Here is a 14,079-nt window from a genome sequence, read left to right as displayed (position 1 = left end):
GGGCCCGTCATGTTGCAGCGCAGGAGAATTCCGCAAGGCACCGTGCACCACCCGGTGTTCGCCCGCTTCTACGCGAGCTGCTGCGGTCCGGCCGCGGACGCGCGGGCGGGGGTCGCAGGGCTCCGCAAGGAGTTGCTGACGGGCGCGACGGGGCGGGTCATCGAGGTCGGCGCCGGGCCCGGACTGAACTTTCCGCACTATCCGGGGACGGTTTCGGAGGTGGTGGCCATCGAGCCGGAGTCCACGCTCCGGGAGGTGGCCCGGTCGGCGGCGGCGCATGTCGAGGTGCCCGTGGATGTGGTGCCCGGGGTGGCGGAGTCCCTGCCGGTCAAGAGCGAGGCGTTCGATACGGCCGTGGCGTCGCTGGTGCTGTGTTCGGTGCGCGATGTGCAGCGGGCGCTGATGGAGCTGCGGCGGGTGCTGCGTCCCGGTGGTGAGCTGCGGTTCTTCGAGCACGGGCGGGCGGCGGGGCGGGGGCTGGCGGCGGTGCAGTGGTCGTTGGACCACACGGTCTGGCCGCTGCTGATGGGTGGCTGTCACACCGGTCGCGATCCGCTGGGCGAGATCCGGGGCGCGGGGTTCGAGGTGGTGCGGATGCGGCGGTTGAAGGTACCGGAGCGGGGGCCGACGCTCCCGACGTCGCCGGCGGTGCTGGGGATGGCACGGCGGCCGGGCGACTGAGTTACCCGGCGGCGGCGCTCAGTCGCCTCACACCGTCCAGGTGCGCAGTTCGTCGGCGATGGCGTGGACGTCCGCCGTGCCTTCCTTGACGAGGCGGGCCAGGTCGCGGACCTGCTCGGGGGAGGTGGCGATCTTCAGGCCGCTGGCGACGAGATAGCCGTAGGCGACGGCGGTCGCGAACATGGCGTTCGAGCGCTCCAACGCCGGTACCTGGAGGAGGAGTTGGAGGAGGGCGGCGGCGCGGTCCTGGGGATCGGTGTAGACGGGCACACCGAATATTTCCGCTTCATGGCGGCTGACGGCGGCCACGAGGGCGCCCCAGTCGGAGACCTGGGGGTCTCCGGGGGTGTGCTGTTCGGCGATCAGGAGGAGCCAGGCGAGGTCGATGCGCAGCGTCACGTTGTGCCCGGCTGTCCTTCGCGGTGGGGGGTGGAGGGACGGCCATGGGCGCCGCCCGGTTCCAGGCCGAATTCCTCGGCGAAGACCCGCTCGTACTGCTTCATGAAGTCGGAGGCGGCCTCGACGAAGGTCTGTCCGACCTCGCCGGCGTCCTTCAGGACGAGCTCCTCGATATAGCGGTTCACGCTCACTCCCCGCTGCAGGGCGCGCGCTCGCGCCGCTTCGGCGGTGGCTTCGTCCACCCGGACGTTCAGCTGTGTCTTCGCCACCCCTCCAAGCTAGCGCGCATCCGCTAGCACCGGCAAGCGTCGTCGCCCGTGAGGTGCCGGGCCGGAGCGGAGGCCGCCGCGCGCGCCGCTGCCCACGCTGCCGGAGCGGATGCCGCACGATGTGATCCGTCGTGAGACCGGGGTGATCGTGCGGGACTCGGCACACCGGCGCGATCAGCGACTGACCGGACCGCCCTACCGCTCGGCCCCAGGAGGACCACCGCAGTGTCCGTCCCAGCCTCCGTCCCGAATCTGAAGCGCAGCCTGCGTCGCTTCGACATCATGGCGATCGGCGTCGCCGCCGTGATCTCCTTCGATGTGATCGGGCAGATCGCCTCCGGAGGCGGCCAGGCCGTTACCTGGATCGCCGTTATCGCGGTGGCGTTCCTGCTGCCCTACGCCCTGATCTTCGCCGAGACCGGCGCCGCGTTCCCGCAGGAAGGCGGGCCCTATGTCTGGGTGGAGGTGGCCTTCGGCAGGCTGGCGGCCGCGCTGACCACCATGTTCTATTGGGTCACCAACCCGGTCTGGCTGGGCGGCTCGCTGGTCTTCGTGGCCGCCGAGGCCTGGGACGGCTTCGTCTTTCCGCTCGGCTCGGGAACGGTGGCCGACTACGCCTTCAAGCTCGTCTTCATCTGGGCCGCCATCCTCACCGCGGTGGTGTCGCTGCGCCGCGGCAAATGGATCACCACGACCGGTGCCGGGGCCAAGGTCCTGGCGCTGGCGTTCTTCACCGGTACCGCCGTGGCGTACGGCGTCCAGCACGGTTTCCGGGGCTTGTCGGGCGCCGGTTTCGCGCCCAGCGGTGCCGGGTTTCTGGCACTGGTGCCGGTGCTGCTGTTCGCGTTCGTCGGGTTCGAGGCGCCCAACGCGGCGGGGGACGAGATGCTCGATGCGCAGCACGATGTGCCGGTCGCGATCGGGGTCTCCGGCGCCATCGCCACCTGCTGCTATCTGCTGCCGGTACTGGCCATCCTCTCCGTCGCCCCGGGCGGCCAGGTCACCGGCGTCGGCGGTTTCATGGATGCCGCCCGGCTGGTCTTCGGTATCTACGGCGGCTGGCGCGACCCCCTTCTGACCTTTGTCGCCGTGCTGTTCGCGGTGGCGCTGCTGACCCAGGGCAGCGCCTGGATGATCGTCGCCGACCGGATGCAGGCGATGGCGGCCGCCGACGGTGGGTTCTTCACCCGCGGCCTGGGCACCTTCCATCCGCGGCTGGGCACACCGGTCCGGATGAATCTGGTCTCCGGTGTCACCGCCACCGCCTTCATGGTCGCCGCGATGCATCTGGCGAGCGGGGACACCTCCTCCGTCTTCGGTGTGGTGCTGTCCGTCGCGATCACCACGCTGCTGCTGTCCTATCTCGCCGTGATTCCCTCGTTGTTGGTGCTGCGGCTGCGTCACCGCTCGGTGCCCCGGCCCTATCAGGTCCCCTTCGGCACCCGCGGCTTCACGGTCGCGGTCGTGCTCGTCTACGCCTGGATCCTGCTCGGCTCATGGGTGGCACTGTTTCCCGGCACCCTGGAGGAGCTCTTCGGCATCCCGTACGACTTCCGGGCGACCTGGAGCGTCTCCCGGCTCGCGTTCGAGACGTTCACCCTCGGCACCGTCGTCCTGCTGCTCGCGGTCGCCGCCGCCGGGTACATGACCCAGCGCATGCGCACACAGCCCCAGGACGATGAGCGCGAGACCGGCCCAGCCCGTTAGCGCCGGCGCCGCCACGCCCACCATCAGCGCCTCGCCGAGCAGGGTGAACGGCACCTCGGCCGCCTGGGTGGCCTCGACCGCGCCCAGGGCGGCGGGGTGGTGGCGCACCAGGTCGGTGGCGCGGAAGAAGAGCGTGGTGGCCACGACGCCGGAGACCAGGGCGACGATCAGCGACTGCGTCAACTGGCCGCCGACGGGCGGGCCTTGGGTCACCGCCGCGGTGGCCGCCAGCGCCAGCCACAGCGGGAGCGAGCCCAGTGTCATCGCCAGGGTGCGCTGGACGCCGTCCAGGCCGTCGAGCCCGAGGAGTTTGCGGTTGCCGAGCGGGTAGGCGACGGCGGCGATCATGACCGGCAGCACCACCCGGAGGACCGTGGCCGGGCCCGTACCGTCGGCGTGCTGCAGCTGGGCCAGCAGCACGCCGACGACGATCAGCGCGGAGACCCCGAGCGTACGCAACGGGACCCGGCCGCCGCCGAGCGCGCCCAGCCCGATGCCCGCGACGATCACCAGCTGCCAGGTCGAGGCGACGAGCCAGCCCGCCCCTGCCTGGCCGGCCCAGGTGAGCGGCGCGTAGAAGAGGCCGAAGCCCACGGTCGACCAGATCAGCCAGGTCGTGGGGCGGGCGCGCAGAGTGCGCAGTACGCCGGGCAGACCGCCGCGCGCGGCCACCAGCGCGACCAGCGGGACGACCATGAAGAGGTAGCGCAGGCTCGCGCTCCACATCCAGGAGCCGCCGGCCACGCTCATCCAGCGGTTGAGCACAAAGGTGGTGGCGAAGCAGGCGGCGGCGATCAGCCCCAGGGCCATCGGGCCCGCCACACCCCCCGTACCGGAGCGCGCGGCCGCGCCCCGGCCGCCGGGTATCCGTATCCGTGTCGGCACGCGTCCGTCTCCCCGCTGTATCGCCGTTACATCGCCCTGGACAGGTGTCCTGACCTCCCGCTTTCCCGAGAGGGGCGAAATTGATATCTGAAATGTTAGTTCCTTTGCGGGGCGCCTCGGCGGGCGGGGGTCCGCGCATAAGATCGAGGGCGTGACCGCACTGGAACCGGTGCCGAGAAGGCTGCTGCGCGACGAGGCGTATGACGCGCTGCTGGAGGCGATCGTCTCCGGCGAGCTGCCGCCCGGCCAGAAACTCAACGATGCCGAGCTCGCCGAACGGCTGGGGCTCTCCCGCGCCCCGGTACGGCAGGCGCTCGCCCGCCTGGCCGCGGAACGACTGGTGGTGTCCAAGCCGCAGAGCTATACCCGGGTCGCCCCCGTCGTGGCCGAGGAGATCCGGGACGCGCTCGCCGTCGTCCAGGCGATGCATGCGCTGGCCGTACGCGAGGCGGTCCCCCGGATGACCGAGGAGCATCTCGACCGGATGCGGGCGGCCAATGCCGCGTTCGTCCGCGCGCTGGACGCCGAGGACGCGCTCGCCGCCATCGCCGCCGACGACGAACTGCACGCGGTACCGATCGAGGTGTGCGGCAACGCGGCGCTGGCCGAGACGGTCCGCCGTTACACCCCGCTGCTGCGCAGACCGGAGCGCCGCCGCTTCTCAAGCGCCGCGGCGCGCGCGTCCGCCGAGCGGCACGATGCGCTGATCGACGCCTGCGCGGCGGGCGCGACGGAGGCCGCCGTGGAGCTGTCGGGCGAGATCTGGGGCGGTCTCGACGCGATGGACGACCCCTCGTGATCACCGCCGGCCACGGCATGAACGCCAAGAGCGAAGGCGCGGGCGAGGCCCAAGTGGTCTTTCCGCAGGACCTGTTGGACCGTGAGCTGGGGGCGGGCGCGACGGTACGGCAGGGATGTGGCCGCCGCACGGGAATGGGTCTTCGTCCCCCGGCGTTGAAACGGATCATGGTTGCACGGGGCGGTGACCGGTCACGATCGACGCCGATCGCGCGCTTTCCAAGGGGGCTTCATGCCACGTCCGTTCCGCTTCGGCATCAATATGCCGACCATCGATTCGGGAACCACCTGGCGCGAAAAGTGCCGGCACGCCGAGGAGCTGGGCTATGACGTACTGCTCGTCCCGGACCATCTGGGCATACCGGCGCCGTTCCCGGCGCTGATCGCAGCGGCGGAGGCGACCGAGCGGCCGCGGGTGGGCACCTTCGTCCTCAACAAGCTGAGGCGGAACAGGTCCTCGGCACGCTCCAGGTCCCGCTCCGTACGAAGCTGAAAGGTGCGGGCCCGAATCGGAACCGGCCCGCTCCCGAGGTCATTCCTCCGGCTCGGCTGCCACGATGGCCAGCAATCCGGGAAACCGCCTCTCGAGGTCAGTCCGGCGCAGGCTGGCCATCCGGCTGTTACCTCGGGAGACCTGCCTGACCAGCCCGGCTTCGCGCAGAATCCGGAAGTGGTGCGTGACGGTCGCCTTGGAGACCGGCAGTGCGAAGGAGCTGCACGTCCGCGCCGTGCCGTCGGGCTCGGCCGCCAACACACGCACCACTCGGCGGCGCAGGGGATCCGCCAGCGCGGTGAGCACCGGGCCGAGCTCGATCTCCCCGACGGCCGGGTGGCCTTCGTCGTCGGGCATCAGGACACCTCCCTCTCCGTTCAGGTATGGCTTGCATCGTACCTACAGACTCGCTAGCGTCACGAAGGTACGAGATTCATCGTACCTATCGAGGAGAGAACTCTCATGACTCAGCCGCTCACACTCGTCGGCACCGCTCACCCCAAGCCCGAACGCGCCGCAGAGCTGAAACAGCTCCTGCTCTCATTCGTTGAGCCGACCCGGCAGGAGCCCGGTTGCCTGGAGTACCACTTCCATGAGGACCGCGATGAACCCGGCGTCTTTGTCTTCTACGAGGCATGGCGCTCTCAGGCTGATCTCGACGCCCACCTGGCCCTCCCGCGCATGCGGGCCTTCTGGGAGCAGCGCATGGATTACCTGAAATCCGACCTCGACATCCGTTTTCTCACCATGCACAGCCCGTACCAGCCCGCCGCCCGTTCCTGACTGCTGACTCCGACAGCCTCTGTGGCGCCGTGCCGAACTTGAGCTTCTCAGCCGGCCTTGCCCCTGCCATGGGAATCGAAAGAGGTCCGGCGAGACAGGGGCAAGGTTCCGCGAGACCGGATGGCGGCCATGCCCCCGTGGATCGTTCGCCTGAAAGGTGAGCGCATCGGACCCGGCTTATTGAGGCCGGGGGCGGGTTCGGCTGAAACGGGGCACAAATGCTGCCGCTCGGTGCGCGGCGCAGCGAGAATCCGCCGGCGCGGGTGAGATCGGGCGAGAGTCCGCTGGTTTGAAAGCGACAGGGCGGCAGTCGAGTTCGCCTTCACTCCGATCCAGCTCAACCACCCCGACCCCTTCGGCGCGACCGTCGTCCTGATGGAGGAGGACAGCAACAACGCGCGTCTGCCCGAAGCGTTCGCCCGCCGACTGCGCGGTCGTTTGCCGACACTCCCGAGCCGGTCGGCTAGTGCTGTGACCGGGATGGTTCACCGTGATCGGAAGGCGGCTCGCGGGACGAGCGCACGCGAAACGGCTGGTATTACTGGAGCATGCAGGAAGAGACCGCACGCTCCGCGATCGACACGTTCATCTCCGCGTTCAACGCCTCGGACGACAGCTATGTGACTGCCCTGCTCTCCCAGGCCCTGACCTCAGACGTGGTCTTCTGGGGGCCGTTGGGCCGCAGCGAAGGAATCGCGGCGGTCGAGCGGTTCGTGCTGGACATCCGGCGCCACCCAGCGGGGACCGGCACGATGGTGCGCTGCTCAGCGGTGGACATGCCTGACGAGTGGGCCCGGTACAAGTGGGTCTTCACCACGCCGGATGGAGGCCCCCGCCTGGCGGGAACGGACGTCGTCCATCTGCGGCGGAGCCTCATCGACCAGGTCATCGTCTTTGCGGGGGAGATCGAGGCGTCCGCCTCCTGAGTCATCCTTCTGTCGCTGTCCTTCTCCTGAACTTGCCCCTTCGGCGCTCGGGGGCTGCGGTTCGCAGTTGGTCAGGCTGCGGTGCTGAGGGGGCGTCCGCCCCAGCGGATGCCCTTTTCGCTGCGGATGCGGGCACGTTCCTTGCGTTGGGCGGCGAGTACGTCGGGGTGGCGGGCGTTGGTGGTGCGCCAGCGCAGGTAGCGGTGCAGTGCCTGGGTTTGCGCGGGGTGGCTGCGGTGGTGGGAGTTGGCCAGGGTGAACTGCCGCAGCGGGCCGAAGTGGGCCTCGATCGGGTTGGCCCAGGAAGCGTAGGTCGGGGTGAAGCACAGCTCGACCTTGTTCTTCTTCGCCCAGCGGCGGATGTCCGCGCCGGTGTGGGAGGAGAGGTTGTCCAGGATGATGTAGATCGGGGCGCCGTCGGGTCGGGCGGCGCGGATCGACTTGAGCGCGGCCAGGGTGTTGGCGGTGCCCTTGCGGCGGCGGTTGACGCCCCACAGGCGGTCGTCGCCCACGGAGTAGCAGCCGTGGAAGTAGGTGACGCCGTGGGTGCGGCGGTAGGTCGCCGGCAGCCGGTTGGGCTTGCCCTGCTTCGCCCAGCAGGAGCCCGCGATGGGCCGGATCCCCAGGGGCCCGAACTCGTCGAAGGCGAAGACCCGGTCCGGGAAGCGGTCCAGCACCTGCTCGATCCGGTCGAGGTTGGCATCGCGATCAGGGTCGGGTGACTCCTTCCAGGTCTTGGTGCGCTGGAAGGTGATGCCGCGGCGCCGGAGCAGGCACCGTAAGGCTTCACGGCCGATGCGGATGACACGTCCGTGCACTTTCCGCAGGTAGGCGGCGAGTTTGCGGATCGACCAGCGGGTGAAGGGCTGGTCGAGCTTGCTGGGACGAGTGGTGGCCGTCCGGATGACGAAGTCCTCGTCGTCACGACTGAGTAGGCGGGGACGGCCTCCCGCCCACTGAGGGTCCAGGCAGGCCAGGCCGATCTCGTTGAAGCGGTGGATCACATCGCGCACGGTGTCCTCGTCGGCCTGGACCAGCTGGGCGATCACCGGCACCCGGTTCCCGCCCGCCGAGGCGAGCAGCATCATCGCGCGCCGGTAGCGCACCGAACTCGTGCTGCCCCGGCGCACGATCTGCTGCAGCTTCTGCCCCTCCTGGCCGGTCAGTCTGCGTACACGGACAGGCTCAGCCACCGCGCCTCCAGCGATCGGATCGGACGTCACCGCACATCCAACCGTCGCGACCACCAACCCGGCGAACCTTCACGGTCACAGCACTAGCTCGAGCAGATTGCGGCTTCGATTTGGGCGAGTTGGGCAGCGAGGATGTCCTCGAATGCGGCGCGGCGGTCCGCCCCGAGGGGGCTGACGTCGCGGGCGAAGTGGGCCAGGGCCGGGAAGCGTTCGGGGTCGGCGCCCAGTACCGCCACGCGGAACAACTCCATGCCCTGTTCGTGCTCTTCCGGGGTGACCGCGCTGACCCCGGCCTCGGAAGCGATCAATGCGGCGATGAGGACCGCGATCCGGTGGTAGCGCACCGGGATCTCCTCGTCGGGCAGTCCCGACGCACGCAGCGCCTGTAGCACCTCTTCCATGACCAGCCGGGAACCGGTGCCGCCTGACGCGTAACGTCCCCAGACCGCGGCGAGCTGGGGCTGCTGACCGAAGGCCTCTCTCACGCGCAGGGCCAGGGCCGTGATGCGCTGCTTCCAGTCGCCCTCGGCGCGGTGGCCGTCCATGGCGGCCAGGAGAATCCGGTCGGCGACCGCGCGCAGCAGTTCGGTCTTGCTGCGGAAGTGCCGGTAAAGGCTGGAGGAATCGGTCCCGAGGGCCGCGGCCAGCTTGCGCACGCTGAACGAATCCGCGTCGCTCGTGCGCAGCAGCTCCGCCGCCGCATCCAGGATCTCTTCGGTCGACCAACGCCTTCGGCCTGCCATCTTGCTCCTCTCACCAGATCTCAGCCTAACCTATGCACTTGGCGTTGCACGCACCGCGTGCATAATGAGGACATGAGCGTGCCGGACGGGCCGGCATGCCACTCGTGCCCTGTTATCCGGGTCAGGCGACCGATGCGGAGCTCACCCCGGGGAATACGAAAGGACGCATGACGTGAAGAACCCACTGGATTCCGCGGCGCTGAACGCAGCCATCGAAAACGTCCACCGCGCCGGGATGCCGGGCCTGTTCGCCGAGGTGCGAGACGGCGACCAGGTCTGGTGCGGCGCCGCCGGGGTCGCCGATGTCGCCACCGGCCGCCCCGTCACCGCCGACATGCGGCACCGCGTCGGCAGCATCACCAAGACCTTCACCGCCGCCGCGGTCCTGCAGCAGGTCGAGAGCGGTCAGATCGGTCTCGACACACCGATCGGCCGGTACCTTCCGAAGCTGGTTCCCGGAGAACGCGGTGCCGCGATCACGGTCCGGATGCTGATCAACCACACCAGCGGCCTCGCCGAGTACCTCCCGTACGCCTACCCCTCCCTCAAGGCGTACCCCGCCCTCGCGGACACCGGACCCCAGAGCCTGGACGACCATCGGTTCACGCGGTTCGACCCCACTGAACTGATCGAGATGGGGGTCACCGCACCTGCCGTCGGCGCCCCGGGCGGTACTCCGGGGGTGTACTCCAACACCAACTACCTGCTCCTCGTCCAACTCCTGGAACAAGCGACCGGCACCACGGTCGAGCGGTACATCACCCGGAACGTCATCGAGCGCGCCGGGCTCCGGGACACCGAACTCCCCGCCGGACCGTACGTCAACGGGCCGCACTCGCAGCTCTACGAGGCGTGGTTCGGCATGATCGACCCGCCGCGCGACTACAGCGTCTACGACATGTCATGGGTGGGGCCGTCGGCCTCGCTGATATCGACCGTCGCGGACCTCAACCGCTTCTACGGCATGCTGCTGGCCGGGGAGATCGTCAGCCCGTCGTCGCTGGCGCAGATGCAACGCACCGTCCCGATCGTCTCCCAAGAGGGAAAGACGATCGACTACGGCCTCGGCCTGCACCCGATGGAGGGTCCCGGTCAGGGCACCTTCTGGGGCCATGGCGGCACGGTCTGGGGTGGTGGAGCGCTGGCCATGACCCGTGCCGACGGCAAGCGGCAGATGGCGGTCGCGGTGAACATGCAGAGGTGGAACAGGCTCGACTCCTCCGGCAAGCCGCAGCCCCATCCCATCGACGACGCGCTTGCGGCTCTGTACCGCGTGGCGATGTACGGCTGACCGGGCCGGAGAGAGTCGCTTTCACCAAGCCGGCACGTATCCCGAGACGGGAGAGTCGAGTCGGCAGCGGGAATGACCGCAGCACGTTCGGCACGGCAACGCCGCTGGCTCCTGGCGGTGATGTGTGGATCGGGCTCGCCCTGACCGCCCTCGCCGCCGTCCACCCGTTCGTCGACCGTGCCACCACCCATCTGCCGACCGACCACATCCGGGCCGGCCGTCCCACCTACGCCCACGCGCGGGTCGACTCGGCCGTCACCACCTACCTGGTCCTGTTGTCCGTCATCGGGGCGCTCGGTGTCATAGCCCGGCTCTGGACGACCCGGGCGGTCAAGCCGGCCAAGCGGTGGGCCCGCCCGCCGTGATGTTTGTGCTCGGCACGAGCGTCGGGCTGACCGGGCTCCTCACGAAACTGGAGACGGCAGAAGCCCTGCTGCAGTCTGCCGCACTTGTTCAATTCATAGCGCCCCGGTGAACAGCTGCCTGGGCCGGCTGCGGGGGCCGGCCCAGGCTCCTCTGATGCGCGCCCCCCCGGTGCCCGGCTCACTCCCCCCTGGCTTCGTCATCGTTGTCGAGGCCGACCGCGTCCGGGGCACGCAGGGGCCGCAGCCCGCCGCGTGGTACGGAGGCGGTGAAGCTGTATCGGCCGAGGACATTGAGGTTCTTGTGCTCGAGCGGGGACAGCCGTGCCACGTCCTCGTCCCGGATCTCGCGGCCCTCGGCGCGGAGCTGGGCAACCGCGACGTCGATGGAGCGAGTCGCCCAAGGCCCGGTCCGACGCGGCAGGACTCTGCCTGGATCTGGCGGGCGCGTAGCTTGTTCGCGCCTGGAACAAGCTCGTTCCTCGGCACGGAAACCGTTCGCCGAAAAGGCCGGCGCTCTGCTTGGCTCGCCCCATGAGCGATCTCCACATCCGCTGTGCCACCCTCTCGGACATCGACACGGTGTTGCAGTTCTGGCGCGAAGCCGCGGAAGGAACGAGCATCAGCGACGACTACGACGGAGTGGCCCGACTCGTCACAAGAGACCCCGAAGCCCTGCTCCTCGCAGAGCGGGACGGCACCCTCACGGGGACCGTGATAGCCGGCTTCGACGGATGGCGATGCTCCGCCTACCGACTGGCCGTACACCCGGACTGCCGCCGGCAAGGCGTCGCCACCGCTCTCCTGGAAGCAGCGGAACAACGCTTCGCCACCCTGGGCGGGCGACGTGTCGACGCCATGGTCCTGGAAGCCAACGAGCGAGCACACCACACGTGGGCTGCGGCCCGGTACCAGCGCGAGGACCACTGGCGGCGCTGGGTCAAGCATCTCGTTGACCGAACTGACTGAGTACCGGCACCCCAGGAGCCCGCCCCACTAAGGAGCGGGCTCTTCGTTTACCACCGACTTTGCCGATCCTTTACCATGGTGTTTCCCCTCCCCGAGTGAAAGGTGTGTGAGCGTCCAGCCATGGGCGAGCCTCCCAGTTGTCGAGCACCCTCCCGACATAGCGCGAACCTCCCGATCCTGTTCGATCATGGGACGGAGGTGACTCGATGACCGACCTGCTCTTTCTGGGCGTGGCGCTCCTCCTGACCCTGGCCTGTGGTGTCTTTGTCGCGGCCGAGTTCTCCCTGACGACCGTCGAGCGCAGTGACCTCGAACGCGCCGCCGAGCGCGGCGACCGGGGCGCGGACAGCGCCCTGAAGGCGGTCCGCGGTCTCACCTTCCAACTCTCCGGCGCCCAGCTCGGCATCACCGTCACCGGCCTGGTCATCGGCATGCTGTCCAAGCCGGCCATCGCCACCTTGCTGGCCGGACCGCTGGATGCGATGGGCCTGCCGCGGGCGGCCGCGGAGTCGCTGGCCCTGGTGCTCGGCACCGCGATCTCCACGGTCGTGCTGATGGTCGTCGGCGAACTGGTCCCGAAGAACTGGGCGATCTCCAACCCCCTGGGCATCGCCAAGAAGGTCGCCACCGCCCAGCGCGGCTTCAGCGGCGCCTTCAAGCCGTTCATCCGGCATCTGAACAATGCCGCCAACCGCATGGTCCGCAGGATGGGCCTGGAGCCCGCCGAGGAGCTGGCCTCGGCGCGCGGCCCGCAGGAGCTGGTGGCGCTGGCCCGGCACTCCGCCAAGGAGGGCGCGCTGGAGCCGGACACCGCCGAGCTGTTCGTCCGTACCCTCAATCTCGCCGATCTGACCGCGGAGAACGTGATGACACCGCGGGTGCAGGTGATCGCGCTGGACGTGCAGTCCACCGCCGAGGACGTCGCCAACGCGACCCGGGCCACCGGACTGTCCCGCTTCCCCGTCTACCGCGGCAGCCTGGACGGCGTCGTCGGCGTGGCACACATCAAGGACGTCCTGACCATCCCGGCCGAGCGCCGCCTCCGCCACCCGGTCTCCGAGCTGCTGCGCGAGCCGCTGCTGGTGCCCACGACGCTGACCGTGGACCGGCTGCTGGACCGGCTGTCCGGCAAGCGCACGATGGCCGTGGTCATCGACGAGTACGGCGGCACGGCCGGTGTCGCGACGCTGGAGGACATCGTCGAGGAGGTGGTCGGCGAGGTCCGCGACGAACACGATCCGCTGGAGACCCCCGACCTGGCACCGGCGGGAACCGACGCCGACGGCCGCACCGTCTACCAGGCCGACGGCGCCGCCCGTACCGACCAGCTGGAGCGGATCGGCCTCCGGCTGCCCGAGGGCCCGTACGAGACCCTCGCCGGTCTGATCGCCACCGAGCTCGGCCGCATACCGGTCGCCGGCGACACCCTTGAGGTGGCCGGCTGGTCGATGGATGTGCTGGACGCCGCCGGCCACCGTGCCGCGCGGGTGCTGTTGCACGCCCCGCTGCCGGGCAGCACCGCCGAGCAGGACGCGGAGGCCGGCCGATGATCGCGCTCCAGCTTTTCGTGGGCCTGCTGACGCTGGTCGTCAACGCCTTCTTCGTGGGCGCCGAGTTCGCCCTGATCTCGGTGCGCCGCAGCCAGATCGAGCCGTACGCCGAGCGCGGTGACCGCCGGGCGGCCAGTGTGCTGTGGGGTCTGCAGCATGTCTCGGCGCTGCTGGCGGCGGCTCAACTGGGCATCACCCTGTGCACCCTGGTGCTGGGCGCGGTCGCCGAGCCGGCCATCGCGCACATCCTGGAGCCGGTGTTCCACGCGGTGGGCATCTCGTCGGCGCTGATCCACCCGATCTCGTTCGTGATCGCGCTGTCGCTCGCCACGTATCTGCACATGCTCTTCGGCGAGATGGTGCCGAAGAATGTCGCACTGGCCGAGCCGGTACGCAGCGCGCTGATTCTGGGGCCGCCGCTGGTCGCGCTGACCCGGACGCTGCGCCCGGCGATCCTCGCGATCAATGCGCTCGCCAACGGGCTGCTCAAGCTGCTGCGGGTGGAGACCCGGGACGAGGTGGCCGCGACGTTCTCGGACGACCAGCTCGCGAAGATGGTCGAGGATTCCCGGCAGGCCGGGCTGCTCGACGAACGGGCCCAGGAGCGGCTGCGGGACGCCCTGGAGCTGGGACGCCGCCCCGTCAGGGACGTGGTGCTGCCGGTCGAGAAGGTCGTCTCCGCACGGATGGGGATCACCCCCGAGGAACTGGAGCACCTGGCCGCCGAGTCCGGCTTCTCCCGCTTCCCCGTCGTCGACGAGACCCGCCGCATCCTGGGCTATCTGCACGTCAAGGACGCGCTGGACGCCATACCGCGTCAGGTGCCGTTCCCGGTCTCCGCGCTGCGCCCGATCGCCCGCGTCAAGGCTTCGACGCTGCTGGACGACGTGCTGACGGCGATGCGCGGATCGAGTACGCATCTGGCCGCGGTGATCGGCGACGACGGGCGGCTGGCCGGTCTGGTGACGATGGAGGACGTGCTCCGGGAGCTGGTGTTGCAACAGCCCCCGGCCTGAGCGGTCCGAGCACC

General features: G+C 69.6%; 15 protein-coding genes and 3 pseudogenes. 11 read left to right on the top strand and 7 right to left on the bottom strand.

The features are described from left to right. Positions 1-9: 9 nt before the first annotated feature. The gene (locus tag KI385_RS39720) at positions 10-681 is read left to right on the top strand and encodes a class I SAM-dependent methyltransferase (RefSeq protein ID WP_238576856.1); all 672 of its coding nucleotides are present in this window, start codon (positions 10-12) and stop codon (positions 679-681) included. 27 nt (positions 682-708) lie between these two features. Here the strand turns inward: KI385_RS39720 and KI385_RS39715 are convergent, their stop codons facing one another. Beyond that, complete coding sequence (locus KI385_RS39715; protein ID WP_128510309.1) at positions 709-1,080, bottom strand: fic family toxin-antitoxin system, toxin component; 372 nt, start codon at positions 1,078-1,080, stop codon at positions 709-711. Continuing rightward, positions 1,077-1,349, bottom strand: coding sequence for a toxin-antitoxin system HicB family antitoxin (locus KI385_RS39710; protein ID WP_238576855.1), 273 nt, complete (start codon positions 1,347-1,349; stop codon positions 1,077-1,079). The genes KI385_RS39715 and KI385_RS39710 overlap by 4 nt, the downstream gene beginning before the upstream one ends. Before the next feature lie 225 nt (positions 1,350-1,574). On the opposite strand from KI385_RS39710, the gene KI385_RS39705 reads away from it, so the two are divergent. Next, positions 1,575-3,056 (top strand): APC family permease, encoded by a 1,482-nt coding sequence (locus tag KI385_RS39705; protein WP_238576854.1) that lies wholly within the window; start codon positions 1,575-1,577, stop codon positions 3,054-3,056. A gap of 9 nt (positions 3,057-3,065) precedes the next feature. Here the strand turns inward: KI385_RS39705 and KI385_RS39700 are convergent. Further along, positions 3,066-3,752: pseudogene (locus KI385_RS39700) on the bottom strand (multidrug resistance efflux transporter family protein); the annotation flags it as partial. 340 nt (positions 3,753-4,092) lie between these two features. Here KI385_RS39700 and KI385_RS39695 point away from each other — a divergent pair. Beyond that, positions 4,093-4,740, top strand: coding sequence for a GntR family transcriptional regulator (locus KI385_RS39695; protein WP_238576853.1), 648 nt, complete (start codon positions 4,093-4,095; stop codon positions 4,738-4,740). Between the two features lie 231 nt (positions 4,741-4,971). Continuing rightward, a pseudogene (locus KI385_RS39690) lies at positions 4,972-5,175 on the top strand (LLM class flavin-dependent oxidoreductase); the annotation flags it as partial. Between the two features lie 96 nt (positions 5,176-5,271). Here the strand turns inward: KI385_RS39690 and KI385_RS39685 are convergent. After that, positions 5,272-5,589, bottom strand: coding sequence for an ArsR/SmtB family transcription factor (locus KI385_RS39685; RefSeq protein ID WP_238576852.1), 318 nt, complete (start codon positions 5,587-5,589; stop codon positions 5,272-5,274). A gap of 105 nt (positions 5,590-5,694) precedes the next feature. Here KI385_RS39685 and KI385_RS39680 point away from each other — a divergent pair, with 105 nt between their 5' ends. Both KI385_RS39680 and KI385_RS39675 read left to right on the top strand, forming a co-directional pair. Further along, a complete protein-coding gene (locus KI385_RS39680; protein WP_238576851.1) occupies positions 5,695-6,015 on the top strand; it encodes a putative quinol monooxygenase in 321 nt (106 codons plus the stop codon). A gap of 548 nt (positions 6,016-6,563) precedes the next feature. Next, positions 6,564-6,941 carry a nuclear transport factor 2 family protein gene (locus tag KI385_RS39675; RefSeq protein WP_238576850.1) on the top strand — a complete coding sequence of 126 codons (378 nt, stop codon included), beginning with the start codon at positions 6,564-6,566 and terminating at the stop codon, positions 6,939-6,941. A 71-nt stretch (positions 6,942-7,012) separates the two neighbouring features. Here KI385_RS39675 and KI385_RS39670 read toward each other — a convergent pair whose 3' ends face one another. Together KI385_RS39670 and KI385_RS39665 are read right to left on the bottom strand one after the other, a co-directional pair. Next, positions 7,013-8,134: an IS630 family transposase gene (locus KI385_RS39670; protein ID WP_238576849.1), complete on the bottom strand. Its 1,122-nt coding sequence runs from the start codon at positions 8,132-8,134 to the stop codon at positions 7,013-7,015. 83 nt (positions 8,135-8,217) lie between these two features. Continuing rightward, positions 8,218-8,877, bottom strand: a complete 660-nt coding sequence (locus KI385_RS39665) for a TetR/AcrR family transcriptional regulator (RefSeq protein ID WP_238576848.1) — start codon at positions 8,875-8,877, stop codon at positions 8,218-8,220. A gap of 172 nt (positions 8,878-9,049) precedes the next feature. On the opposite strand from KI385_RS39665, the gene KI385_RS39660 reads away from it, so the two are divergent. Further along, a complete protein-coding gene (locus tag KI385_RS39660) occupies positions 9,050-10,168 on the top strand; it encodes a serine hydrolase domain-containing protein (protein WP_238576847.1) in 1,119 nt (372 codons plus the stop codon). Positions 10,169-10,290: 122 nt separating this feature from the next. After that, entirely contained in the window at positions 10,291-10,533 is a 243-nt protein-coding gene (locus KI385_RS39655; protein ID WP_238576846.1) for a hypothetical protein, read from the top strand. A 178-nt stretch (positions 10,534-10,711) separates the two neighbouring features. Here KI385_RS39655 and KI385_RS44060 read toward each other — a convergent pair. Then, positions 10,712-10,933 (bottom strand): annotated as a pseudogene (locus tag KI385_RS44060) (Tn3 family transposase); the annotation flags it as partial. 131 nt (positions 10,934-11,064) lie between these two features. Here KI385_RS44060 and KI385_RS39645 point away from each other — a divergent pair. The 3 genes from KI385_RS39645 (at position 11,065) to KI385_RS39635 (ending at position 14,065) form a co-directional block, all read left to right on the top strand. Further along, complete coding sequence (locus KI385_RS39645) at positions 11,065-11,499, top strand: GNAT family N-acetyltransferase (protein WP_238576844.1); 435 nt, start codon at positions 11,065-11,067, stop codon at positions 11,497-11,499. 206 nt (positions 11,500-11,705) lie between these two features. Next, a complete protein-coding gene (locus KI385_RS39640) occupies positions 11,706-13,049 on the top strand; it encodes a hemolysin family protein (protein ID WP_238576843.1) in 1,344 nt (447 codons plus the stop codon). After that, positions 13,046-14,065 (top strand): hemolysin family protein, encoded by a 1,020-nt coding sequence (locus tag KI385_RS39635; RefSeq protein ID WP_238576842.1) that lies wholly within the window; start codon positions 13,046-13,048, stop codon positions 14,063-14,065. Before KI385_RS39640 ends, KI385_RS39635 begins: the two co-directional genes overlap by 4 nt. The last annotated feature ends 14 nt before the right edge of the window (positions 14,066-14,079 follow it).

Source organism: Streptomyces inhibens (genome assembly GCF_022221585.1).
Lineage (GTDB): Bacteria > Actinomycetota > Actinomycetes > Streptomycetales > Streptomycetaceae > Streptomyces > Streptomyces inhibens.
Note: the sequence above shows the minus strand (reverse complement) of the source record. Positions and strands in the feature narration are given on the sequence as shown.

Excerpts from the sequence above, each read along its gene's own strand:
- KI385_RS39720 (WP_238576856.1), top strand. The coding sequence starts at position 10 with ATGTTGCAGCGCAGGAGAATTCCGCAAGGCACCGTGCACCACCCGGTG.
- KI385_RS39685 (WP_238576852.1), bottom strand. The coding sequence starts at position 5,589 with ATGCCCGACGACGAAGGCCACCCGGCCGTCGGGGAGATCGAGCTCGGC.
- KI385_RS39680 (WP_238576851.1), top strand. The coding sequence starts at position 5,695 with ATGACTCAGCCGCTCACACTCGTCGGCACCGCTCACCCCAAGCCCGAA.
- KI385_RS39675 (WP_238576850.1), top strand. The coding sequence starts at position 6,564 with ATGCAGGAAGAGACCGCACGCTCCGCGATCGACACGTTCATCTCCGCG.
- KI385_RS39665 (WP_238576848.1), bottom strand. The coding sequence starts at position 8,877 with ATGGCAGGCCGAAGGCGTTGGTCGACCGAAGAGATCCTGGATGCGGCG.
- KI385_RS39645 (WP_238576844.1), top strand. The coding sequence starts at position 11,065 with ATGAGCGATCTCCACATCCGCTGTGCCACCCTCTCGGACATCGACACG.
- KI385_RS39640 (WP_238576843.1), top strand. The coding sequence starts at position 11,706 with ATGACCGACCTGCTCTTTCTGGGCGTGGCGCTCCTCCTGACCCTGGCC.
- KI385_RS39635 (WP_238576842.1), top strand. The coding sequence starts at position 13,046 with ATGATCGCGCTCCAGCTTTTCGTGGGCCTGCTGACGCTGGTCGTCAAC.